Annotated in this window: 18 protein-coding genes, 2 tRNA genes and 3 rRNA genes; 10 read left to right on the forward strand and 13 right to left on the reverse strand. The window is 57.0% G+C overall.

What is annotated here, in order from left to right; all coding sequences use genetic code 11:
- Nucleotides 1-5 precede the first annotated feature (5 nt).
- The 10 genes from HRH33_RS10320 to soxR all read right to left on the reverse strand — a co-directional run bounded on the left by HRH33_RS10320 (nucleotide 6) and on the right by soxR (nucleotide 7,401).
- Nucleotides 6-926 carry a metal ABC transporter solute-binding protein, Zn/Mn family gene (locus HRH33_RS10320; RefSeq protein WP_167418351.1) on the reverse strand — a complete coding sequence of 307 codons (921 nt, stop codon included), beginning with the start codon at nucleotides 924-926 and terminating at the stop codon, nucleotides 6-8.
- Nucleotides 926-1,825 (reverse strand): metal ABC transporter permease, encoded by a 900-nt coding sequence (locus HRH33_RS10325; RefSeq protein ID WP_040266411.1) that lies wholly within the window; start codon nucleotides 1,823-1,825, stop codon nucleotides 926-928. Before HRH33_RS10325 ends, HRH33_RS10320 begins: the two co-directional genes overlap by 1 nt.
- The gene (locus tag HRH33_RS10330; RefSeq protein WP_034096741.1) at nucleotides 1,822-2,568 is read right to left on the reverse strand and encodes a metal ABC transporter ATP-binding protein; all 747 of its coding nucleotides are present in this window, start codon (nucleotides 2,566-2,568) and stop codon (nucleotides 1,822-1,824) included. Before HRH33_RS10330 ends, HRH33_RS10325 begins: the two co-directional genes overlap by 4 nt.
- On the reverse strand, nucleotides 2,565-3,485 hold the full coding sequence (locus tag HRH33_RS10335; protein WP_167418352.1) for a metal ABC transporter substrate-binding protein: 921 nt from the start codon (nucleotides 3,483-3,485) through the stop codon (nucleotides 2,565-2,567). The genes HRH33_RS10330 and HRH33_RS10335 overlap by 4 nt, the downstream gene beginning before the upstream one ends.
- Nucleotides 3,486-3,504: 19 nt before the next feature.
- Entirely contained in the window at nucleotides 3,505-4,065 is a 561-nt protein-coding gene (locus tag HRH33_RS10340; protein ID WP_034137649.1) for a DUF6162 family protein, read from the reverse strand.
- Entirely contained in the window at nucleotides 4,062-4,382 is a 321-nt protein-coding gene (locus HRH33_RS10345) for a hypothetical protein (RefSeq protein WP_034112764.1), read from the reverse strand. Before HRH33_RS10345 ends, HRH33_RS10340 begins: the two co-directional genes overlap by 4 nt.
- A complete protein-coding gene (locus HRH33_RS10350; RefSeq protein ID WP_034096745.1) occupies nucleotides 4,379-4,918 on the reverse strand; it encodes a hypothetical protein in 540 nt (179 codons plus the stop codon). The genes HRH33_RS10345 and HRH33_RS10350 overlap by 4 nt, the downstream gene beginning before the upstream one ends.
- Complete coding sequence (locus HRH33_RS10355) at nucleotides 4,915-6,117, reverse strand: PepSY-associated TM helix domain-containing protein (protein ID WP_034096746.1); 1,203 nt, start codon at nucleotides 6,115-6,117, stop codon at nucleotides 4,915-4,917. The genes HRH33_RS10350 and HRH33_RS10355 overlap by 4 nt, the downstream gene beginning before the upstream one ends.
- A 280-nt stretch (nucleotides 6,118-6,397) precedes the next feature.
- Entirely contained in the window at nucleotides 6,398-6,859 is a 462-nt protein-coding gene (locus tag HRH33_RS10360; protein WP_167418357.1) for a VOC family protein, read from the reverse strand.
- Nucleotides 6,860-6,960: 101 nt separating this feature from the next.
- Nucleotides 6,961-7,401, reverse strand: a complete 441-nt coding sequence (soxR, locus tag HRH33_RS10365) for a redox-sensitive transcriptional activator SoxR (RefSeq protein ID WP_034096748.1) — start codon at nucleotides 7,399-7,401, stop codon at nucleotides 6,961-6,963.
- Nucleotides 7,402-7,500: 99 nt separating this feature from the next.
- Here soxR and HRH33_RS10370 point away from each other — a divergent pair, with 99 nt between their 5' ends.
- On the forward strand, nucleotides 7,501-7,866 hold the full coding sequence (locus tag HRH33_RS10370; RefSeq protein ID WP_167418353.1) for an antibiotic biosynthesis monooxygenase family protein: 366 nt from the start codon (nucleotides 7,501-7,503) through the stop codon (nucleotides 7,864-7,866).
- Here HRH33_RS10370 and HRH33_RS10375 read toward each other — a convergent pair.
- Entirely contained in the window at nucleotides 7,855-8,958 is a 1,104-nt protein-coding gene (locus HRH33_RS10375) for a sigma-54 interaction domain-containing protein (protein ID WP_094066269.1), read from the reverse strand. The two genes, HRH33_RS10370 and HRH33_RS10375, sit on opposite strands and share 12 nt — an antisense overlap.
- A 272-nt stretch (nucleotides 8,959-9,230) precedes the next feature.
- Here HRH33_RS10375 and HRH33_RS10380 point away from each other — a divergent pair, with 272 nt between their 5' ends.
- The 3 genes from HRH33_RS10380 to HRH33_RS10390 all read left to right on the forward strand — a co-directional run bounded on the left by HRH33_RS10380 (nucleotide 9,231) and on the right by HRH33_RS10390 (nucleotide 12,753).
- Nucleotides 9,231-9,500 carry a hypothetical protein gene (locus HRH33_RS10380; RefSeq protein WP_167418354.1) on the forward strand — a complete coding sequence of 90 codons (270 nt, stop codon included), beginning with the start codon at nucleotides 9,231-9,233 and terminating at the stop codon, nucleotides 9,498-9,500.
- Nucleotides 9,501-9,734: 234 nt separating this feature from the next.
- On the forward strand, nucleotides 9,735-10,895 hold the full coding sequence (locus tag HRH33_RS10385; RefSeq protein WP_167418355.1) for a cysteine desulfurase family protein: 1,161 nt from the start codon (nucleotides 9,735-9,737) through the stop codon (nucleotides 10,893-10,895).
- A gap of 49 nt (nucleotides 10,896-10,944) precedes the next feature.
- The gene (locus HRH33_RS10390; protein ID WP_167418356.1) at nucleotides 10,945-12,753 is read left to right on the forward strand and encodes an aminopeptidase P family protein; all 1,809 of its coding nucleotides are present in this window, start codon (nucleotides 10,945-10,947) and stop codon (nucleotides 12,751-12,753) included.
- Between the two features lie 58 nt (nucleotides 12,754-12,811).
- Here HRH33_RS10390 and HRH33_RS10395 read toward each other — a convergent pair whose 3' ends face one another.
- Nucleotides 12,812-13,093 carry a hypothetical protein gene (locus tag HRH33_RS10395; RefSeq protein WP_034096797.1) on the reverse strand — a complete coding sequence of 94 codons (282 nt, stop codon included), beginning with the start codon at nucleotides 13,091-13,093 and terminating at the stop codon, nucleotides 12,812-12,814.
- A gap of 164 nt (nucleotides 13,094-13,257) precedes the next feature.
- Nucleotides 13,258-14,145 (reverse strand): threonine/homoserine exporter RhtA, encoded by an 888-nt coding sequence (gene rhtA / locus HRH33_RS10400; protein ID WP_094066277.1) that lies wholly within the window; start codon nucleotides 14,143-14,145, stop codon nucleotides 13,258-13,260.
- Nucleotides 14,146-14,840: 695 nt separating this feature from the next.
- On the opposite strand from rhtA, the gene HRH33_RS10405 reads away from it, so the two are divergent.
- The 6 genes from HRH33_RS10405 to mrdA all read left to right on the forward strand — a co-directional run bounded on the left by HRH33_RS10405 (nucleotide 14,841) and on the right by mrdA (nucleotide 22,217).
- A 16S ribosomal RNA gene (locus HRH33_RS10405) occupies nucleotides 14,841-16,377 on the forward strand.
- Nucleotides 16,378-16,458: 81 nt separating this feature from the next.
- Nucleotides 16,459-16,535 (forward strand) — tRNA-Ile (locus HRH33_RS10410).
- Between the two features lie 30 nt (nucleotides 16,536-16,565).
- Nucleotides 16,566-16,641, forward strand: a tRNA-Ala gene (locus tag HRH33_RS10415).
- Nucleotides 16,642-16,888: 247 nt separating this feature from the next.
- Nucleotides 16,889-19,780, forward strand: a 23S ribosomal RNA gene (locus HRH33_RS10420).
- Between the two features lie 151 nt (nucleotides 19,781-19,931).
- Nucleotides 19,932-20,047, forward strand: a 5S ribosomal RNA gene (gene rrf / locus HRH33_RS10425).
- Together the 16S, 23S and 5S rRNA genes with 2 tRNA genes alongside form the textbook arrangement of a ribosomal RNA operon.
- A gap of 277 nt (nucleotides 20,048-20,324) precedes the next feature.
- Entirely contained in the window at nucleotides 20,325-22,217 is a 1,893-nt protein-coding gene (mrdA, locus tag HRH33_RS10430) for a penicillin-binding protein 2 (protein ID WP_167417992.1), read from the forward strand.
- Nucleotide 22,218: the final 1 nt, after the last annotated feature.

The raw sequence follows: 22,218 nt of genomic DNA on the forward strand, positions 1-22,218 counted from the left end.
GTCATTTAGCCGCGCGGCGTAAGGCTTTTGATCACCTGATCCACATTGTTTTCCAACTCCGTCACCGGATCCGTACCGTCGACGTTAAGTACCAGAAGCTGCGCGCCACCTGCTGTCACTGCGGCTTTTACCGCCTCACTCGGCTGACGATGATGCAGCACCACGGCGACGTCATTGTCCTTCAGGTCAGCGGTGAGTTTGCGCAACGCGTCGGGCGTCCACTCGGCGTCGGGGCGGGCGTCCGTGCTGAGCGCTTCCAGGTTCAGGCTGCTGATCAGGTAGGCGAAATGATCGCTCAGGCTGACCACGCTCAGGTTGTCCGCTTTGGCCAGACGTGCCTCGCTGTCGGCGCTGAATTTAAGCAGGCGTTGCTTGAGGGCGGCGAGGTTGGCGTCGATCTTCGTTTTGGCCCCCGGCGCCAGACGGCTCAGGTCGGAGGCCATTACATCGGCCATGCGGCCCAGGTTGTTACTCGATTGCCAGGGCTGGCTATTCAAACCGTCGGAGGCGCCGGGTTGCACGGCGATCCCCGGCAACCCCCCGTCCACTGGACGCGCGGCATCCACTTCGACGATACGGATATTGCTCCGTCGCGCCACCGGGTACAGCGGGTCATCCGGCCATAGCGAGCGCAAGCCGATGGCGGCGTCGGCGTCTTGGGCCAACGTGCTGAGCGCCGATGCGCCACGCCCCGTGAAATACGATACCTGTCGCGTGCCAGGTAGGTTGGCCGGCGCGGCGCGTTCCAGTTGCACGTCGGTGCCTTTGAGCAACACGTCCGCCAGGCCATAGGTGATGGGTAGCGAGGCCAGCACTTTCACAGGTTTGGCGGCATGCACCGCCGGTTTTACCGATTCGGTCGCCATCAGCGGTGTGGCGATCAGGCAGGCGAAGGCCAGAGTCAGAGGGTGTAGAACGAAGCGCATTATCCAAGGTTCCCTTTCAGGCTGGGGACGACGCCCCGCGCGATGGCCGCGCAGGCGAAGGCGATACCGGCGACGAGGATGATCGCGGCGCCGGAGGGGATGGGCAGGTCAAATATGATTGGTAGCAGAATGCCGCAGAGGGTGCTGACGGTGGCGATCACCACCGAGACCCAAAAAAAACCTTTGAGCGACTGGCTCAACAGCCGCGCCGCTGCCGCCGGAATCACCAGCAGCGCGCCCACCAGGATCGCGCCGATGACCTTGACCGCCGCCACGGTGATCAGTGTCACCAGGATCACGAACAGATAATCCAAAGTCTTCACTGCCACGCCACGCACGGCCGCCAGTTGGGGATTGAAGCTGGCGAGCATGATGCGGTTGTACAGCGGCAATGCCAGGGCCATCACCAGGGAACCGACAATCGCCAGCACCAGCAGATCGTTGCCGTTAACCGTCAGCACCGAACCGAACAACACGTTCTCCAGGATGTGCACATTGATCTTGCCCGCCAGGATCAACAGCAGGCTCGCGCCCAATGCCAGGGAAACCGACAGGAACACGCCGATCAAGGTGTCCGGCGCCAGCCCGGTGCGGTTGCGCAAGTAGTTGAGCAGGATGCCGAACAACAGGCAGTAGCCGAACAGGCTGCCGTACGGCCCGGTGTAGGGCTCGCCGAGCAAAATGCCCACGGCTACGCCGGTCAGCGCGGCGTGGCCGACCGCTTCGGAGAAGAACGCAAAGCGTTTGACTACCACCAGGGTGCCCAGTCCACCCAGTACCGGGCCGATCAGCAGGCCCGCGAGCAATGCGTTGACTACAAAGCCGTAGGCCAAGGCTTCCGGCAGGTAACCCGAAGAAGCCCAGCCCTGGACCATCAGGCGAAATGCTTCATAACTCATGGCGCCGTGCTCCGAGGGTGAGTAGAGAACAGGGTCAGCAGGCGGTCGGGCGTCAGCGCTTCTTTGGGCGTGGCATCGAACAGCACGCGGCGGTTCAGACCAGTTACCCGATCGGCCAGGCGGCCAACCGCTTCCAGGTCGTGTTCGATCCACAGGACGGTGATGCCAGCCAGGCGCCAGTCGTTGAGCAGGCGTTCGAACACCTGGATACCGGCCTCATCGAGGGCCGACATCGGTTCATCCAACACCAGCAATTGGGGGGCCGGGATCAGGCCCTGGGCCAGCAGCACGCGCTGGCGTTCGCCGCCGGATAACGCCCCCATGCGGCGCTTGCGCTTATCCTGCATGCCCACTCGCTCCAGCGCCTCGCCGATGGCGGCCGCGTAATGCCGGGACAGGCCAAGAAACGCCGGGCGCCGCTGGCACATTGCAGCCATGAAATCGTCGACGGTCATCGGCAAACCTCGGTCGAACTCCAAGGCCTGGGGGACATAGCCGATGGTGCCGGGCGAGGACGGCCACGCCAGGCTCAGGCGGCCCTGGTGCGGTGTCTGCCCCAGCAAGGTCTTGATCAGCGAGCTTTTCCCGCCGCCGTTTGGTCCCACCAGCGCGTGGATGCTGCCCGGCTGGACCTGAAAACTCACCTCGGCCAGGATCGCGGTACGGCCCAGGGTCAGCGACACCTTGTCGAAGTCGAGGGTCGGCCCGATGCTGGCGACATTCAGCTGTTCGGCGGCGGTCATGCGCCTGACTCCTGAATGGCACGGACCACGGTGTTGAGGTTGCCGGTCATTTCCACTTCATACTTTTCAGCGCTGTATTCGCCGTAGGAAATATGCGAGAGCGGGTACAGCTTGACCCCGGATTCGCGCTGGATGGTATCGACGTAGGTGGACGGGAAATCCATCTCCGAGAAAATCACCTTCACATCCAAGGCGCGCAGTTCATCGATGGTTTTCTTCAACTGGCTTGGGCTGGGTTCGATACCGTGGGCTGGCTCGACCACTGCGGTGACTTCCAGGCCAAACTCACGCAGCAGGTAGTCGTAGGCCGCGTGCACCGTGGCGACACGCAGGTCAGGGTTGGGTGCGCTGGTGAGCTTGGCCAGGGCGTCGGCGCGCATCTGGCGCAGGCGCTTGCCGTAGGCGCGGGCGTTCTGGGTGTAGGTCTTGGCGTTGTCGGGGTCGAGCTTGCCCAGTACGCGGGCGATGTTGTTGACCTGGGCAATCGACGCGCTGATCGACAGGAAGGTATGTGGGTTGACCACTTTGCCCGCGCCGCGCGCGGCGTTGCCGGTGGCGGCCAGCAACGGCACGTTGGCGTTGGCCTCGATCACGGGGATGTCCGGGCGTTCGCTGGTGGCGATCATGCGGTCGGCGAAATCGTCATGGCCGACACCATTGAGCACGATCACGTCCAGCGTGCCGATGCGCTTGATGTCCTCGGCGCGCGGCTCGTAGGCGTGGGGGTTGAACCCGGCCGGAATCAGCGGCACCACCTCGGCCTTGTCGCCGACGATATTGGCCACGTAACTGTAATAAGGGTGCAGCGTGATGCCGATGCGCAGGCGCTTGGCCGCTTCGGCGTTGGCGAAAGGGGTGAGCATCAGGCTGAGCAGGCCAACCAGCAGTAGGCGCAACAGGGGAGATGAAATAGACATGGGCAATCGGTCTTCTCGTTCAGTGACGGTGCTGGCGGGTCACGCCGGCATCGAATTGCGCGACCACCTGTTGCCAGCCGGCTGCGATCAGCGCCTGGTCAGTGAGGTCGGAAGGGGAGGCGATATCGTTGGAGCGGTTGAGCCAGATATCCGGTTCGCTGCCTTGCACGCGCATCAGCAATGAGCCGCTCACGCCAGGTGCCTGGCTCACTCCCAGATAAGCCGCCGGTGCCAGCAACTGCCAGCGGTGATCGCCACGGCTGACCGAGCTGGCATCCTGAGCAAATGGAGCGAAGCCTTCCTCGGCCAGTTGCTCGGGCGTCGGCAGGGCGCTCTGCTCTTGTTGCAACAGATGGATTTCATCCAGGGTCACGCGCAGGTCGGCGTAGATGCCTTGCTCGGCGGCGCTCAGGTCGCGCCGCGCGTCCAATTGATGGCTGGGCAGAGTCGCGACCTGCTGGGACTCGCCGTGCAGGGCCACCACCGTGCCGGCGACCGCCAGGATGATCAGGCATAACAGCAGCACGTAGAGGGTTTCGTGGCCGGCACCAGCGGGGCGTACAACCTGGGTAGTACTCATTGGGGCTGGATATCCGCTTGATCGATTTCCACCACATGGCCAGGGCCGGCATCGAACAACACGTAGAACTCGGCCGAAGGTTTCTTGAACGTGAGGGTCGAATCCTCGCCGAGTTTGCCGGGCATCAGGATGGTTTCGTCGTAGCCGATCACGTCCAGGGTCACGCCAGGCGCGCCGCTGCCATCGGAGAATCCACCTTTGCACTGGATTTGCTCGCCGGGTATTTCCTTGCATTCGCACATGGGATTGTGGGCCACGGCGGTGGCGCTGAAGCCTACACACAGCAGCGCGATATAGGTGCGCAGGATTGAGGTCATGGTTTGACTCCTTGCTTGTTCAGCCAGGCAATGGTGGCAGGGGAGGCCTGGCTCAGCGGGATGGAACCCTGGTGCATCGTGCCGTCCCAGCCTTCCATGGTGACCCACAGTTCGGCGTCTACCGGCGTGCGCTCCGGCACCGGCAGACCGGCCCCCATGCGATACGGCGTGCCAAAGAAGATCACGCCGGCGGCGCGTAGGCTGCGGGGTTTGCCGATACGCAGATAAGTGGCCTTGACCTGATCGGCGCAGACGTCACACAGGGCGGCATTGAAAAATTTCATCGGGCCCGCCGGGTCGGGGCGCGGGCCCTCGTTACGGAACTCGGCGAGGGTCAGGCTCCAGGGGCCGACCTGCACTTCACCGGCTACCCGTTCGCCGATACCGGTGTCCCCGCGAAACAGTGCGGCGTCGGCGAAGTACTTGGGCATAAAGCCCAACGGCACCAGCACGAGGAGGATGTTGATATGGAAACGCCATTTCAGCCAGAACGCCCGCAGCGGCGACGGCGGTGCAGCGGCAGCGACTTTGCTCATCGGTTGGTCTCCGGGGTTTCAGCCTGCATGGCCGGGATGGACGCGGCCTGGCGCGGCGCTTTGTGGCTGCGTTTGAGGGCATTGGCGGTGGCCAGGGCGGTGCGTTTGGTCCAGATCAGCAGGCCACTCAATACCATCATGCTCAGCACCAGACCGAAGAACGCCCAGATCAGCTTGATCCACAGGCCACCGAAGTCTCCGGTGTGCAGCGGGCGCATGGATTCGGTGACGAACTCCAGGGCAGTGCGGTCGGACAACAGGTGCGAAACGGCGATATCGCCGTCATAAGGGTTCAGTTGCGCGGTCTGGAACATCAGCGGGTACCAGCCGCGGCCACCGATCTGCAGATGGCTGTAAGCGTTGAGCGGCAGGAATACGAAGCTGGCTTCCAGCCCTGGAATGCGCTGGGTGGCGATCTTGATGGCATCGTCCAAGGGAATCATCGGTGCCGGTACGCCAGGGGCGGATGTCGGTACTTTCTCCCGGGCGATTACCGGCACGATGGGTTCGCTGGAAATGGAGATCTGGTTGTCCCCCAGGAACGCTTGGATCAAGAACCAGGTGCCGGTGATGGAAATAACCGCAATGAACCAGATCGACCAGATTCCGCTCAGGCGGTGGAAGTCGCCCCAGAAGATCCGCGCACCGTGGCGGATACGCAAGGTCGGGCGCAGGAAACCTTTCCAGAAGCGCTTGTACACCACCAGGCCGGTGATCAGTGACGCCAGCAACGGCAAGCCGAGCAATGAAACCAGGTACCAGCCCCAACTGTAGCCGTTGGTAAAAGGCACCAGCCACCAGCCGTGCAGCGCGCGGGTGAATTGCTGGAAATCGAAAGCAGGGCTGATGCCCTGGATCGCGCCGGTATAAGGGTTGGCATACGCCTCCACCGAACGTCCGTCGGGATAGCTCAGGCCCACACTCAAGGCGAAGTGCGATTCATCGGGGCGAATGATGGAGCGCACGATGACGTGCGGATCGTCGCGCTTGATGGCGGCGATCACCTGGTCAAAGCTCAGCGGTTCGGCATCGTCGGACGGTTTGCTCGCGCGGATGTCAGGGTTGGCCAGCCAGACGATTTCCTGGCTGACCACCGCCAGGGTGCCGGTGACGCAGACGATCAGTACAAAAAACCAGATGGGCAACGCCAGCCAGCTGTGTACGAGAAACCAGAGTTTGGAGCGTGACTTCTTCGACATGTGAATGAGGGTCTTGATCGGAGGGGCAATGCGGGCCCGGAAAAGGCCAGTCGTAGCTTTTGCTGACGCGACAGGCTGTATCTAAGTTAAGACGGATGAGAATGAGAAATCCCTAAGGCACAAATGAAAGAAAATGTTTCAAGCTTTCAGTCGTGCCTTTTCGCTTGCTTGATATCGCCCAACAAATGGGGGGAGGGGCTTGCTCTAGTCAGGTTGGCGACGTCTATGGCCGAACGGGCTTCCATGGCGAGCAAGCCTGGTGCTACACAGCTCGAGGGTCTCAGCTTTGCTGGAACAACGCCTTCGCGCGCTCTTGAATTTGATCTTCGGACAAAGACTCTTTTTGCGTCGCCACGAACCACACATGGCCGAAAGGATCGCGCAGTGTGCCGGAACGATCGCCGTAGAATTGGTCGCTTGGTCTGGAAATGATTTCAGCGCCGGCGTCGATGGCTTTTTGATACTGCGCATCGACGTCCTCTACATATAAATGCAGGCCAACACTGGTATGACCGTTGTTTGGGCTGTGTAGAGCGCTTTCTTCGCAGGGCGAGCCCAGCATGAATGCCGAATCGCCGATGCGCAGCTCGGCGTGACCGACCCTGCCGTCGGGCATGTCCAAGCGCATGATTTGCTGGGCGCCGAAGGCTGTCTTGTAAAACTCGATGGCCTCAGCGGCTTCTTTGATTCCCAGATACGGCGTGATGCGGTGATAGCCTTCCGGGATAGGTTTGACGCTCATATCGCTCTCCTTGATCAGGTGGATTGGAAGACGCCGGTGTTTACCGACCACTTCACTATAGGTCACGCCAATCAGGGAGGCGGCGATGTGGACCAGGACAGTCAATCCGGTTCGAGCAAGTGCGCGCCTGGCCCGCGCTCGCCGAGCTGATCGCCCTGATTGCGTAACGGGCACGCCTCCAATGACAGGCATCCGCACCCAATGCAGCCGTTGAGCTTGTCGCGCAGCAATTGCAGTTTATGGATGCGCTCATCCAAGTCTTCGCGCCATTGCGCCGACAAGCGCTCCCAATCCTGCGCCGTAGGAGTACGGCCATCCGGTAAGGCCTGCAACGCTTCGCCGATCGTCGCCAACGGAATCCCCAGGCGTTGCGCGATTTTGATCACCACCACGCGACGCAATACGTCCCGCGGGTAGCGCCGTTGATTGCCGGCGTTGCGATGACTTTTGATAAGCCCTTTGGTTTCGTAAAAGTGCAGGGCTGTGACGGCCACACCGCTGCGCGCGGCCAATTGGCCGACGGTCAGTTCTTTATTGAGCATGAAAACTCCGAATCAGTGCTTGACCTTGACTTAACTCGAGGTTTTACCCTGCGTGGCATCTAATCGCAAGATTCCGCCTACATAGAAAGGAGGCAGTTCATGCAAGTAATAGAGAAAAGTCGCAGCTTCACTCAACTGATCGAATTCCACGTCGAGCCCCCGCAACAATTGGCACTGGTGGCGGCCTTGTCTACCCAGAGTGAGCGCCTGGCCCAGAGCCAGGAGGGTTTCCTGAGCGCCAGCGTCCAGATCAGTGCTGACGGGCGACGCGTGCTTAATTACCTGCAATGGCAATCGCGTGAGGAGGGCGAGGCGGCGTTCCAGCGTTTCGAGCAGGGCGATGAGGGCTTCTGGATGCTGATTCGCACCCATCGCGCCACTGCGGTGACCTTTGGTTCTTTCCAAGTGTTGCAGAGTTTCGAACGTGGCCCCGATAACGCTTTGCACTGTCGTCTAAACGGATAGGTGCAGCATCCGCCCACCTTGAAGGGTTTCCCCTGGCCGACGTTTATTCACCGCCAATTCACCTATTTTGATCAGGCGGCTGCGGGCCACATTCCGGCTCAGGCCCAGCAGGTTGGCGGTGTGTACCTGGTTGTAATGGCTGAATCGGTAGGCGGCGCGCAGCAGGGCGTCTTCAACCTTTTCATGCAGGGCACCGGCCTGTTCTTCGAACAGCTTCTGGAATGCGCGCTCTAGCAGGGCTTCGGCGCTGTTGTCGAGCGCGTGCGCGGAGTCGTCCTGGCGTTCGATGCGCAGATTCGACAGGCGCAAATCCTCGCGCTCGATCACGCCATTTCGGCAGATCAGCAGGGTGTGATGGATAACGTTTTCCAGCTCGCGGATATTGCCCGGCCAGCTGTAACTTTTCAGCTTGAGCTGCGCCTCGTGATTGATAGTGACCGACCCGTAGCCCAGGCGCTGGCTGTAGGTTTGGATAAAGTGGCGCACCAACGGCAGGATATCGCCGGGCCGCTCGCGCAGCGGGCTGAGTTCAAGGCTGACTACATCCAGGCGGTAATAGAGGTCCTCGCGGAAATGTCCGGCGTTGATGGCTTTCTCTAACTGAACATTAGTAGCAGCCACTACGCGCACATCAATCGGAATGCTCTTACGCGAACCGAGGCGCACCACTTCTCGCTCCTGCAGCACCCGCAACAATTTGACCTGGATCGCCATGGGCAAATCGCCGATTTCATCCAGAAACAGCGTGCCACCATCGGCCTCCTCAAACCAGCCGGCCTTGGCAGTGAGGGCTCCGGTGAAGGCGCCTTTTTCATGCCCGAACAATTCGGCTTCCACCAGTGATTCAGAGAAAGCCCCGCAGTTCACTGCCACGAACGGTCGGTGACGCCGTGCGCTGAGGTTATGGATGTGGCGCGCCACCAGCTCTTTGCCAGTACCGGTTTCACCGATAATCAGCACGCTGGCTTCGCTGGGCGCTACTTGCTGGATATGGGCGAGCAGGGCCTGAGACTTCGGGTCCTCGAAAACCTGGGCCGTGGCGCGGATAGAGGTCGCCAGGGCTGGGGAGGAGGGCAAGGTCAGAAGCTGCATGGATACCTCTCTTGTCAGTGCGCGTCAGGACTGGTTTATTTCGTCGATGGGGGGAGCGCGGGCACATGTTGTGGCTTGTTATAGAGGGTTGTTGTTATTCCGTAAATTAATCAATTTCCATATTGGTAGATCAAAATAGAATATTAGACGATATAGCTATCGAAGGTGCCTGAGCGGTTGATAGCAACTATCGAAGACGGTGATTTTTCACTGTGAATAGGCGGGAGTAGCCTGTGTTCATTGACTTGAGCCCCACCCACAGGACCGTCGCCATGAACCGATTTCTCGCTGTCTCTTTATTACTTGTAGCCTCTGTGCTGGGCGGTTGTGCGAGCCACCATTCGCCCGAATTGCGTCCCTACACGGCGGAAGAAACCAAGCAGTTGGCGCTGGAAACCCTCAGTCGTCGCGGGCTGTCCTTTGATGAGTACCAACGCCAGCGCGCCGCTTTGATGGGGCAGCCACAGCAACCGTTCGGCTTTGATCGCCAGGGTGAAATGAACGCCGAGCGTAGCGTCACGCTGCACGGTCGTCCCAGTTGAGCCTGCGTCCAGTAGCAAAAAGCCCGAGGTTTCCTTTAAGGACCTCGGGCTTTTTGTTTGCCTTGGCGCCGCCCGAGCCTGTTAAGCTCAATTTCAGGAGCGTTCCTACGCACATTTAAATAACGTGGTCCTTTTTCAATGGCATCCGATTGGGTAAACCTGACGACCTCTTGTTCTGGTCGATGCCCCTGAGACGCTGTTCTCGGGAACCTGCTCTGCGAGTGTTTGAACGTTATGACGAAACGTCCGTTGTATTTCGACTACGCCGCCACCACGCCGGTGGATGAGCGGGTCATCCAGGTGATGGTCGAATGCCTGGGCTTTAATGCCAATTTCGGTAACCCTGCGTCCAGCTCCCATGCCTTCGGCCAAGCCGCCAAGCAGACAGTCGAGCAGGCGCGCGAGCAGGTCGCCGCGTTGGTGGGCGCACGGCCCGAACAGATCGTCTGGACCTCCGGCGCTACGGAATCCAACAACCTGGCGATCAAGGGCGTGACCCAGGCGCGGGGAGTGGCTGGTGGGCATATCATCACCAGCCAGATTGAGCACAAGGCCACTCTGGATACCGCGCGGCAATTGCAGGAGTCCGGCGTGGCCGTGACTTACTTGGTGCCGGACGCCGACGGGTTGATCAGCGCCGATGCGGTGAGTGAGGCGCTGCGTGAAGACACCTTCCTGGTGTCGCTGATGCTGGTGAATAACGAACTGGGCACCCTCAATGACATCCCCACCATCGGCGCGCGCGTGCGCAAGCATGGCGCATTGCTGCACGTTGACGCGGCGCAGGGGGCAGGCAAGGTGGCGATTGACCTGGCACAGTGGCCAGTGGATCTGATGTCGTTTTCCGCGCACAAGTTGTATGGGCCCAAGGGCATCGGCGCGTTGTACGTCGGCCCACGTGCGCAGCAGAAGGTATTGGCGCAGATCCACGGCGGTGGGCATGAAGGCGGCTTGCGTTCCGGCACCCTGGCAACCCATCAGATTGCCGGCATGGGGATGGCGTTTGCCCTGGCCGCCGAATCGTTCGCCGAAGAACAGGTTAAGATCGCGGCCTTGCGTCAACGCTTGTTGGATCAGTTGGACAGTGTTCCTGGGATGCGCCTCAATGGCAGCCCAACCCAACGTATTCCCCATACTCTGAGCCTTACGTTTGGCGAAGGTGAATTCAATTCGGCTGCGCTGAGTGCGGACATTGCGTTTTCCGCGACTTCGGCGTGTAACTCGGCCAGTAATACGCCTTCTCATGTGCTTCTTGCATTGGGACATGATGCCCGTGGCGCCGGTCGCACGATTCGCTTGAGCCTGGGACGGTTTACCTCTGAGCAGGACATCGATCGGGCAGCACAGTTGATCAAGGCCGCACTCGCCAGTGCGCCGGCCTTCTGGGCCATCTGAATATTCATTCGCAACGCATAACAATTATTTGTGGTTAGCAGGAGACACAATGAGCATGCAGCCTTTGACCCATGGAACGGTTCCCCAGCGCCTGGCGCATACCCGTGAACTGATGAGCCGCGAGGGGATCGATGCCTTGCTGGTGCCGTCGGCCGACCCGCATCTATCCGAATACCTGCCGGGTTACTGGCAGGGGCGCCAGTGGCTGTCTGGTTTTCATGGGTCAGTGGGAACGTTGATCGTTACAGCGGATTTCGCCGGTGTATGGGCTGACAGCCGTTACTGGGAGCAAGCCACCAAGGAACTTAAAGGCAGTGGTATCGAGCTGGTCAAGCTGCAGCCAGGTCAGCCTGGGCCATTGGAGTGGCTGGCCGAGCAAACACCCGAAGGGGGTGTAGTGGCAGTGGACGGTGCGGTGATGGCGGTTGCTTCAGCGCGAACCTTGAGCGCCAAGCTCGCAGAGCGCGGCGCACGGTTGCGCACGGATATCGATTTGCTCAATGAGGTTTGGAGAGACCGGCCGAATTTACCCGATCAACCGATCTATCAGCACCTGCCGCCCCAAGCGACCCTTGGCCGTGGCGAGAAACTCGCCGCATTGCGCGCCAGTCTGAAAGAGAAGGGTGCTGATTGGCATTTTATTGCCACCCTGGATGACATCGCCTGGTTGTTTAACCTGCGCGGTGGTGATGTGTCGTTCAATCCGGTATTTGTGTCCTTTGCGCTGATCAGTCAGCAGCAGGCCACATTGTTCGTAGCGTTGACTAAAGTCGATGCCGAGTTGCGTGCAGTGCTGCAGCAGGACGGTGTGACATTACGCGACTACAGCGAGGTAGCGCAGGCGCTGCGTGCGGTGCCGTCGGGTGCCAGCGTGCAGGTTGATCCCGCGCGCGTGACGGCCGGTTTGCTGGAAAACTTGGATGCCGGCGTCAAACTGATTGAGGGGCTAAACCCGACGACGCTGGCCAAATCCCGCAAAAGTCTGGCGGACGCGGAACATATTCGTCGCGCGATGGAACAGGATGGCGCCGCGTTGTGCGAATTTTTCGCTTGGCTGGACGGCGCGTTTGGGCGCGAGCGCATCACTGAACTGACGATCGACGAACACCTGACGGCAGCTCGTGCCCGCCGTCCCGATTATGTTTCGCTGAGTTTCAACACTATCGCGGCATTCAACGCCAATGGCGCGATGCCCCACTACCACGCCACTGAAGAAGAGCATGCGGTTATCGAGGGCGACGGCTTGCTGTTGATTGACTCTGGCGGTCAGTACTTGGGCGGCACTACGGACATTACGCGCATGGTGCCTATCGGCACGCCAAGCGACGAGCAGAAACGTGACTGCACTCGTGTGCTTAAGGGTGTGATCGCACTGTCGCGCGCGCACTTCCCCAAAGGGATTCTGTCACCGCTGTTGGATGCCATTGCCCGCGCTCCTATCTGGGCCGAAGGCGTGGATTACGGTCATGGCACGGGGCACGGCGTAGGTTATTTCCTCAATGTGCATGAGGGCCCGCAAGTGATTGCCTATCAGGCGGCTACCGCGCCGCAGACAGCGATGCAGCCGGGGATGATCACTTCTATCGAGCCGGGTACCTACCGGCCTGGTCGTTGGGGGGTGCGCATCGAAAACCTGGTGTTGAACCGTGAGGCCGGCAAGACCGAGTTTGGCGAGTTTCTCAAATTCGAAACGTTGACCCTCTGTCCCATCGATACCCGTTGTCTGGAGCCTTCGCTGCTGACAACGGATGAGCGCGAGTGGCTCAATGCCTATCACGAACAGGTGCGTGAACGTTTGAGTCCATTGCTCAGTGGCGCTGGTCTTGAGTGGTTGCTGGTCCGCACGTCGGCCATTTAAAGGTTGTGGTTCTCAAAGCGTGGGCGGCTATAAAATCGACCCACGTTTTGAAAGTCGGCTACTTACAAATGACAATCATGCTCCGGCTGGTGTAACCCGCCGGGTTGAGGCCGAAGGGGTAATCGCCAGGTTCTTCAGAATTGTCACCAGACTTCGCGATCACCCGATAGCCCTTAGTGCCGCATGAATTTGTTGCGCTGGTGTAGCACTGCTCCCAAGAGGAGGACAGGCCGGAACAGTTGATATGCAGCCCTTTCTTGCCCCGTTTTACTTCTGTTTTTGTGGTCGCGGCACAGCCTGCAATCGCCACGACCATCAACAGTATCAATATTCTTCTCATTCCTATCCTTAAAAAGCCGCCTCGTAAGAGTTGAGGCAGGCTGTGCTCGCTGCCGAGCTTGGCGTTCGCGCTGTCCTTGTCGAAAAACTCCATGAGTAACATTCGTTGAGGGCTAAACATGGCTCAAATGAGCGGCAAATACCAGAGCTACGTTCAACGATGCATCAATCCGCCGGAACCAACGGCTTGGACTCATTGCGCATCGTCAGTGTGGCACCTACCGAAGCCAGGATAATGCAGGTTATGGCCAGCCATTGGGGGATGGAGAGGTGTTCTTGTAGGAACAACAAACCAGAGAGTGCACCGAATGCAGGTTCGATGCTCATGAGCGTGCCGAAAGTACGGGCCGGCAGACGTGTGAGTGCAACCATCTCAAGAGTGTAGGGCAGCGCGGTAGAGAGGATAGCCACACCGATGGCGACCGGAATCAAGGCGGGTGTCAGCAATGCCGTTCCCGCATGAACGATGCCGATAGGTGCCACGAACAATGCAGCGATCATCACGCCCAGGGCCGCGGTTTGCACGCCGTTATCGTTCCCCGCCTTCTGCCCGAACACTATGTAAAGCGCCCAACAGATACCGGCACCCAGCGCATAGGCACCTCCCAACAAGTCGATGCCATTGCTGGCTTCTCCCATCGGAATCAAGAGGAGTAGGCCGACGATCGCCAAGGCAATCCACAGGAAATCAACCGCTCGCCGGGAGGCATAGATAGCTACGGCCAGCGGCCCTGTGAATTCGAGTGCTACGGCAATACCCAAAGGGACACTGCGTAATGACATATAGAAGAGAAAATTCATGCCGCCCAGTGCCATGCCATAGACAACCACTGTACGCAGAGACTTTGCAGTCAGCCTGGCGCGCCACGGACGTAACAGAACCAGCATGATCACGCTGGCGAAAATCAAGCGCAAAGCAGTAGTACCTTGTGCGCCCACGACCGGGAACATGCTCTTAGCGAGCGATGCGCCGGATTGGATGGATGCCATGGCAATCAAGAGCAGGCCGACCGGAAACAGTGTTGATGCCAGGCTGCGGGGAGAGGAGGTCATTTGTTGTCGTCCGAGATCATATTGGATAGGCGAGGACGGTATGATGCTCAAGTAGATACGGATGAGCAATATATTGCTCAACAATAGTGAGGCGCTTATCTACATAGAGTGTTTTTGGCTTCTTTCATGGGGGTTAATAGAAAACGCAAATTAACGCTTGACGGCAGATTCCAGAAGTCTATAATTCGCCCCACTTCCGGCGCAGTCGAAACGGAAAACTCCTTGGTAAACAAAGAGTTACGCGAGATTCGACAGTGGATCGCTTCAGCTTATCGAAGCCCAGAAGGAGTTGGTAGAGCAGTGTTGTTTGGCTCTATTAGCGTTTCGATCTTCTCGGTCGAAAGCGGAGAAAAAGAGGTGTTGACAGCAGCGTGTAACGCTGTAGAATTCGCATCCCGCTAACGAGAGATCGGAAGCGCAAGTGGTTGAAGTTGTTGAAGAAATCTTCGAAAACTTCTGAAAATAATCACTTGACAGCAAATGAGGCTGCTGTAGAATGCGCGCCTCGGTTGAGGCGAAAGATCTTAACCAACCGCTCTTTAACAACTGAATCAAGCAATTCGTGTGGGTGCTTGTGGAGTCAGACTGATAGTCAACAAGATTATCAGCATCACAAGTTACTCCGCGAGAAATCAAAGATGTAACCAACGATTGCTGAGCCAAGTTTAGGGTTTCTTAAAAACCCAAAGATGTTTGAACTGAAGAGTTTGATCATGGCTCAGATTGAACGCTGGCGGCAGGCCTAACACATGCAAGTCGAGCGGTAGAGAGAAGCTTGCTTCTCTTGAGAGCGGCGGACGGGTGAGTAATGCCTAGGAATCTGCCTGGTAGTGGGGGATAACGTTCGGAAACGAACGCTAATACCGCATACGTCCTACGGGAGAAAGCAGGGGACCTTCGGGCCTTGCGCTATCAGATGAGCCTAGGTCGGATTAGCTAGTTGGTGGGGTAATGGCTCACCAAGGCGACGATCCGTAACTGGTCTGAGAGGATGATCAGTCACACTGGAACTGAGACACGGTCCAGACTCCTACGGGAGGCAGCAGTGGGGAATATTGGACAATGGGCGAAAGCCTGATCCAGCCATGCCGCGTGTGTGAAGAAGGTCTTCGGATTGTAAAGCACTTTAAGTTGGGAGGAAGGGCCATTACCTAATACGTGATGGTTTTGACGTTACCGACAGAATAAGCACCGGCTAACTCTGTGCCAGCAGCCGCGGTAATACAGAGGGTGCAAGCGTTAATCGGAATTACTGGGCGTAAAGCGCGCGTAGGTGGTTTGTTAAGTTGGATGTGAAATCCCCGGGCTCAACCTGGGAACTGCATTCAAAACTGACTGACTAGAGTATGGTAGAGGGTGGTGGAATTTCCTGTGTAGCGGTGAAATGCGTAGATATAGGAAGGAACACCAGTGGCGAAGGCGACCACCTGGACTGATACTGACACTGAGGTGCGAAAGCGTGGGGAGCAAACAGGATTAGATACCCTGGTAGTCCACGCCGTAAACGATGTCAACTAGCCGTTGGGAGCCTTGAGCTCTTAGTGGCGCAGCTAACGCATTAAGTTGACCGCCTGGGGAGTACGGCCGCAAGGTTAAAACTCAAATGAATTGACGGGGGCCCGCACAAGCGGTGGAGCATGTGGTTTAATTCGAAGCAACGCGAAGAACCTTACCAGGCCTTGACATCCAATGAACTTTCTAGAGATAGATTGGTGCCTTCGGGAACATTGAGACAGGTGCTGCATGGCTGTCGTCAGCTCGTGTCGTGAGATGTTGGGTTAAGTCCCGTAACGAGCGCAACCCTTGTCCTTAGTTACCAGCACGTAATGGTGGGCACTCTAAGGAGACTGCCGGTGACAAACCGGAGGAAGGTGGGGATGACGTCAAGTCATCATGGCCCTTACGGCCTGGGCTACACACGTGCTACAATGGTCGGTACAGAGGGTTGCCAAGCCGCGAGGTGGAGCTAATCCCATAAAACCGATCGTAGTCCGGATCGCAGTCTGCAACTCGACTGCGTGAAGTCGGAATCGCTAGTAATCGCGAATCAGAATGTCGCGGTGAATACGTTCCCGGGCCTTGTACACACCGCCCGTCACACCATGGGAGTGGGTTGCACCAGAAGTAGCTAGTCTAACCTTCGGGGGGACGGTTACCACGGTGTGATTCATGACTGGGGTGAAGTCGTAACAAGGTAGCCGTAGGGGAACCTGCGGCTGGATCACCTCCTTAATCGACGACATCAGCTGCTCCATAAGTTCCCACACGAATTGCTTGATTCATTGAAGAAGACGAAAGAAGCAGCCCGAAATTGGGTCTGTAGCTCAGTTGGTTAGAGCGCACCCCTGATAAGGGTGAGGTCGGCAGTTCGAATCTGCCCAGACCCACCAATTTTGTGTGGGAAACGCCTGTAGAAATACGGGGCCATAGCTCAGCTGGGAGAGCGCCTGCCTTGCACGCAGGAGGTCAGCGGTTCGATCCCGCTTGGCTCCACCACTACTGCTTCTGTTTGTATAAAGCTTAGAAATGAGCATTCCATCGTGTGGATGGTGAATGTTGATTTCTAGTCTTTGACTAGTTCGTTCTTTAAAAATTTGGGTATGTGATAGAAAGATAGACTGAACGTTACTTTCACTGGTAACGGATCAGGCTAAGGTAAAATTTGTGAGTTCTCTTAGTTGAGAAATTCGAATTTTCGGCGAATGTCGTCTTCACAGTATAACCAGATTGCTTGGGGTTATATGGTCAAGTGAAGAAGCGCATACGGTGGATGCCTTGGCAGTCAGAGGCGATGAAAGACGTGGTAGCCTGCGAAAAGCTTCGGGGAGTCGGCAAACAGACTTTGATCCGGAGATGTCTGAATGGGGGAACCCAGCCATCATAAGATGGTTATCTTGTACTGAATACATAGGTGCAAGAAGCGAACCAGGGGAACTGAAACATCTAAGTACCCTGAGGAAAAGAAATCAACCGAGATTCCCTTAGTAGTGGCGAGCGAACGGGGACTAGCCCTTAAGTGGCTTTGAGATTAGCGGAACGCTCTGGAAAGTGCGGCCATAGTGGGTGATAGCCCTGTACGCGAAAATCTCTTAGTCATGAAATCGAGTAGGACGGAGCACGAGAAACTTTGTCTGAATATGGGGGGACCATCCTCCAAGGCTAAATACTACTGACTGACCGATAGTGAACTAGTACCGTGAGGGAAAGGCGAAAAGAACCCCGGAGAGGGGAGTGAAATAGATCCTGAAACCGTATGCGTACAAGCAGTGGGAGCAGACTTTGTTCTGTGACTGCGTACCTTTTGTATAATGGGTCAGCGACTTATTTTCAGTGGCGAGCTTAACCGAATAGGGGAGGCGTAGCGAAAGCGAGTCTTAATAGGGCGTCTAGTCGCTGGGAATAGACCCGAAACCGGGCGATCTATCCATGGGCAGGTTGAAGGTTGGGTAACACTAACTGGAGGACCGAACCGACTACCGTTGAAAAGTTAGCGGATGACCTGTGGATCGGAGTGAAAGGCTAATCAAGCTCGGAGATAGCTGGTTCTCCTCGAAAGCTATTTAGGTAGCGCCTCATGTATCACTGTAGGGGGTAGAGCACTGTTTCGGCTAGGGGGTCATCCCGACTTACCAAACCGATGCAAACTCCGAATACCTACAAGTGCCGAGCATGGGAGACACACGGCGGGTGCTAACGTCCGTCGTGAAAAGGGAAACAACCCAGACCGTCAGCTAAGGTCCCAAAGTTATGGTTAAGTGGGAAACGATGTGGGAAGGCTTAGACAGCTAGGAGGTTGGCTTAGAAGCAGCCACCCTTTAAAGAAAGCGTAATAGCTCACTAGTCGAGTCGGCCTGCGCGGAAGATGTAACGGGGCTCAAACCATACACCGAAGCTACGGGTATCACGTAAGTGATGCGGTAGAGGAGCGTTCTGTAAGCCTGTGAAGGTGAGTTGAGAAGCTTGCTGGAGGTATCAGAAGTGCGAATGCTGACATGAGTAACGACAATGGGTGTGAAAAACACCCACGCCGAAAGACCAAGGTTTCCTGCGCAACGTTAATCGACGCAGGGTTAGTCGGTCCCTAAGGCGAGGCTGAAAAGCGTAGTCGATGGAAAACAGGTTAATATTCCTGTACTTCTGGTTATTGCGATGGAGGGACGGAGAAGGCTAGGCCAGCTTGGCGTTGGTTGTCCAAGTTTAAGGTGGTAGGCTGAGATCTTAGGTAAATCCGGGATCTTAAGGCCGAGAGCTGATGACGAGTGTTCTTTTAGAACACGAAGTGGTTGATGCCATGCTTCCAAGAAAAGCTTCTAAGCTTCAGGTAACCAGGAACCGTACCCCAAACCGACACAGGTGGTTGGGTAGAGAATACCAAGGCGCTTGAGAGAACTCGGGTGAAGGAACTAGGCAAAATGGCACCGTAACTTCGGGAGAAGGTGCGCCGGTGAGGGTGAAGGACTTGCTCCGTAAGCCCATGCCGGTCGAAGATACCAGGCCGCTGCGACTGTTTATTAAAAACACAGCACTCTGCAAACACGAAAGTGGACGTATAGGGTGTGACGCCTGCCCGGTGCCGGAAGGTTAATTGATGGGGTTAGCTAACGCGAAGCTCTTGATCGAAGCCCCGGTAAACGGCGGCCGTAACTATAACGGTCCTAAGGTAGCGAAATTCCTTGTCGGGTAAGTTCCGACCTGCACGAATGGCGTAACGATGGCGGCGCTGTCTCCACCCGAGACTCAGTGAAATTGAAATCGCTGTGAAGATGCAGTGTATCCGCGGCTAGACGGAAAGACCCCGTGAACCTTTACTATAGCTTTGCACTGGACTTTGAATTTGCTTGTGTAGGATAGGTGGGAGGCTTTGAAGCGTGGACGCCAGTCTGCGTGGAGCCATCCTTGAAATACCACCCTGGCAACTTTGAGGTTCTAACTCAGGTCCGTTATCCGGATCGAGGACAGTGTATGGTGGGTAGTTTGACTGGGGCGGTCTCCTCCTAAAGAGTAACGGAGGAGTACGAAGGTGCGCTCAGACCGGTCGGAAATCGGTCGTAGAGTATAAAGGCAAAAGCGCGCTTGACTGCGAGACAGACACGTCGAGCAGGTACGAAAGTAGGTCTTAGTGATCCGGTGGTTCTGTATGGAAGGGCCATCGCTCAACGGATAAAAGGTACTCCGGGGATAACAGGCTGATACCGCCCAAGAGTTCATATCGACGGCGGTGTTTGGCACCTCGATGTCGGCTCATCACATCCTGGGGCTGAAGCCGGTCCCAAGGGTATGGCTGTTCGCCATTTAAAGTGGTACGCGAGCTGGGTTTAGAACGTCGTGAGACAGTTCGGTCCCTATCTGCCGTGGACGTTTGAGATTTGAGAGGGGCTGCTCCTAGTACGAGAGGACCGGAGTGGACGAACCTCTGGTGTTCCGGTTGTCACGCCAGTGGCATTGCCGGGTAGCTATGTTCGGAATAGATAACCGCTGAAAGCATCTAAGCGGGAAACTAGCCTCAAGATGAGATCTCACTGGAACCTTGAGTTCCCTGAAGGGCCGTCGAAGACTACGACGTTGATAGGTTGGGTGTGTAAGCGCTGTGAGGCGTTGAGCTAACCAATACTAATTGCCCGTGAGGCTTGACCATATAACACCCAAGCAATTTGAGTCGAAAGGCCAGATTGCGGTGTGTGAAGACGCAATGAACCGAAAGTTCGATGCTCACAAAACACCGACAGCTGTCACATACCCAATTTGCTGAAGCGAGGCCAAAAGGTCACGAGTCAGTACCCGAATTTCTTGACGACCATAGAGCATTGGAACCACCTGATCCCATCCCGAACTCAGAAGTGAAACGATGCATCGCCGATGGTAGTGTGGGGTTTCCCCATGTGAGAGTAGGTCATCGTCAAGATTAAATTCCGAAACCCCAATTGCGAAAGCAGTTGGGGTTTTGTTTTGCGCGCTAGAAAAGCGTTGTAGAGCTTTTTTCCTTTCCTTCGTCGTCGATATATAGCTCCGCTACAACGTCATGAGGAACTGATTGTCTCGTGACAAACACCATTGCGTACCGTTGAAGAAATCGATGCAAAGCGTCTCTGCATTTTTGGTAAGGTGCAGCTCATTTTCAAAGGGACTTATCTTCATTCGCAGGACGCGGCAACGATCTTTTTCAAAGAGATGCTGTAGAAATGCCTGAAGTGATACCGATCAAGGACCACGAGAAAGAGAATCGCCTGGTCAACAAACGCCTGCTTGCCTGTGCGCTGTTGGTCATTGGCATTACCTGTGCCCTGGTGGGCCGTATGTATTTTTTGCAGGTGGTGCAGTTTGACTATCACTCTACGATCTCCGAAAACAATCGCGTCCACGTCCTGCCTATCACTCCCACCCGTGGGCTGATCTATGACCGCAACGGTGTAGTGCTTGCCGACAACCGCCCCAGCTATAACCTGACGATCACCCGCGAGCGCACCACAGACCTTAAAGGTGAGCTGGACACGATCATCGATTTGCTGCATTTGCCTACCGAAGATCGTGGATTGTTCGACAAGGCTCTCAAGCAGGCACGCCACCCATTTGTTCCTGTGACCTTATTTTACGAACTCACCGAGGAACAGATCGCAGTGCTGGCTGTGAATGAGTTCCGCCTGCCCGGAGTTGATGTAGAACCCCAATTCGTTCGGCATTACCCTCTGGGTCCGCATTTTGCTCATTCGATTGGTTACGTAGGACGGATCAACGAGAAGGAGTCGAAAGTCATCGACTCGGTGGAATACCGTGGCACCCAGTCGATCGGTAAAACTGGGATCGAGCGCTTCTACGAGTCCGAGCTGCATGGTCATGTGGGTTACGAAGAGGTTGAGACGAATGCTCAGGGCCGGGTGCTTCGCGTACTCAAGCACACCGACCCGGTCCCTGGAAAAAATATTGTCCTGAGCCTCGACGTCAAACTTCAGGAAGCAGCAGAGCAAGCCTTGGGGGATCGCCGTGGTTCGGTGGTTGCTCTCGATCCGCAAACCGGTGAAGTGCTGGCCATGGTCAGCAAACCAAGTTTCGATCCGAACCTCTTCGTCACCGGCATCAGTTTCAAGGAATATGCCGCACTGCACGACTCTATCGACCGGCCTCTGTTCAACCGTGTCCTTCGGGGCCTGTATGCGCCTGGCTCGACCATTAAGCCCGAGGTGGCCATTGCCGGCCTCGACAGCGGTGTCGTCACTGCCCAAACCCGCGTGTTCGACCCTGGTTACTACCAGTTACCGGATTTTGACCACAAATACCGCAACTGGAACCATAGTGGCGACGGTTGGGTGGATATGGACACGGCCATCATGCGTTCCAATGACACCTACTTTTACGACTTGGCCCATAAGCTGGGGATCGATCGCCTGCATGACTACCTGGCTGAATTCGGCCTGGGCCAGAAAGTGTCCCTGGATATGTTCGAAGAATCAGCCGGGCTGATGCCATCCCAGGCTTGGAAGCGTGCTACACGACGCCAGCCGTGGTTCCCCGGTGAGACGGTGATCCTCGGCATCGGCCAGGGCTATATGCAAGTCACCCCGTTGCAACTGGCTCAGGCTACCGCTTTGATCGCCAATAAGGGCGTATGGAACCGACCACACTTGGCCAAGACCATCAATGGTGTGCCGCCAGTAGACGAAAACCCCATGCCCAATGTGGTCCTTAAGGACCCGCGCGACTGGGAGCAGGTTAACCATGGTATGCAACTGGTTATGCACGACCCACGCGGCATCGCGCGGGCGGCCGCGCAAGGTGCGCAGTATCGAATCGCTGGCAAGAGTGGTACCGCGCAGGTTGTGGCGATCAAACAGGGTGAGCGCTACAACCGCGAGAAAACGCGGGAGCGTCATCGTGATAACGCTTTGTTTGTCGGCTTTGCCCCGGCCGAGCATCCAAAAATTGTTATTTCGGTCATGATCGAAAACGGCGAGGCCGGAGGCCGTGTGGCAGGGCCTGTGGTGCGGCAGATCATGGATGCTTGGTTACTCGACCAAGAAGGACACCTTAAACCGCAATATGCGACACCTGCTAAAGCGCCTGGAGATCCTCACGTCTGAG

The organism is Pseudomonas rhodesiae (assembly GCF_013285305.1).
Classification (GTDB): domain Bacteria; phylum Pseudomonadota; class Gammaproteobacteria; order Pseudomonadales; family Pseudomonadaceae; genus Aquipseudomonas; species Aquipseudomonas rhodesiae.

Coding starts and splice junctions, on each gene's coding strand:
- HRH33_RS10390 (WP_167418356.1), top strand. CDS start 10,945: ATGAGCATGCAGCCTTTGACCCATGGAACGGTTCCCCAGCGCCTGGCG.
- soxR (WP_034096748.1), bottom strand. CDS start 7,401: ATGCTCAATAAAGAACTGACCGTCGGCCAATTGGCCGCGCGCAGCGGT.
- HRH33_RS10330 (WP_034096741.1), bottom strand. CDS start 2,568: ATGACCGCCGCCGAACAGCTGAATGTCGCCAGCATCGGGCCGACCCTC.
- HRH33_RS10395 (WP_034096797.1), bottom strand. CDS start 13,093: ATGAGAAGAATATTGATACTGTTGATGGTCGTGGCGATTGCAGGCTGT.
- HRH33_RS10350 (WP_034096745.1), bottom strand. CDS start 4,918: ATGAGCAAAGTCGCTGCCGCTGCACCGCCGTCGCCGCTGCGGGCGTTC.
- HRH33_RS10325 (WP_040266411.1), bottom strand. CDS start 1,825: ATGAGTTATGAAGCATTTCGCCTGATGGTCCAGGGCTGGGCTTCTTCG.
- HRH33_RS10345 (WP_034112764.1), bottom strand. CDS start 4,382: ATGACCTCAATCCTGCGCACCTATATCGCGCTGCTGTGTGTAGGCTTC.
- HRH33_RS10380 (WP_167418354.1), top strand. CDS start 9,231: ATGAACCGATTTCTCGCTGTCTCTTTATTACTTGTAGCCTCTGTGCTG.
- HRH33_RS10370 (WP_167418353.1), top strand. CDS start 7,501: ATGCAAGTAATAGAGAAAAGTCGCAGCTTCACTCAACTGATCGAATTC.
- HRH33_RS10340 (WP_034137649.1), bottom strand. CDS start 4,065: ATGAGTACTACCCAGGTTGTACGCCCCGCTGGTGCCGGCCACGAAACC.
- mrdA (WP_167417992.1), top strand. CDS start 20,325: ATGCCTGAAGTGATACCGATCAAGGACCACGAGAAAGAGAATCGCCTG.
- HRH33_RS10335 (WP_167418352.1), bottom strand. CDS start 3,485: ATGTCTATTTCATCTCCCCTGTTGCGCCTACTGCTGGTTGGCCTGCTC.
- HRH33_RS10360 (WP_167418357.1), bottom strand. CDS start 6,859: ATGAGCGTCAAACCTATCCCGGAAGGCTATCACCGCATCACGCCGTAT.
- HRH33_RS10320 (WP_167418351.1), bottom strand. CDS start 926: ATGCGCTTCGTTCTACACCCTCTGACTCTGGCCTTCGCCTGCCTGATC.
- HRH33_RS10385 (WP_167418355.1), top strand. CDS start 9,735: ATGACGAAACGTCCGTTGTATTTCGACTACGCCGCCACCACGCCGGTG.
- rhtA (WP_094066277.1), bottom strand. CDS start 14,145: ATGACCTCCTCTCCCCGCAGCCTGGCATCAACACTGTTTCCGGTCGGC.
- HRH33_RS10375 (WP_094066269.1), bottom strand. CDS start 8,958: ATGCAGCTTCTGACCTTGCCCTCCTCCCCAGCCCTGGCGACCTCTATC.
- HRH33_RS10355 (WP_034096746.1), bottom strand. CDS start 6,117: ATGTCGAAGAAGTCACGCTCCAAACTCTGGTTTCTCGTACACAGCTGG.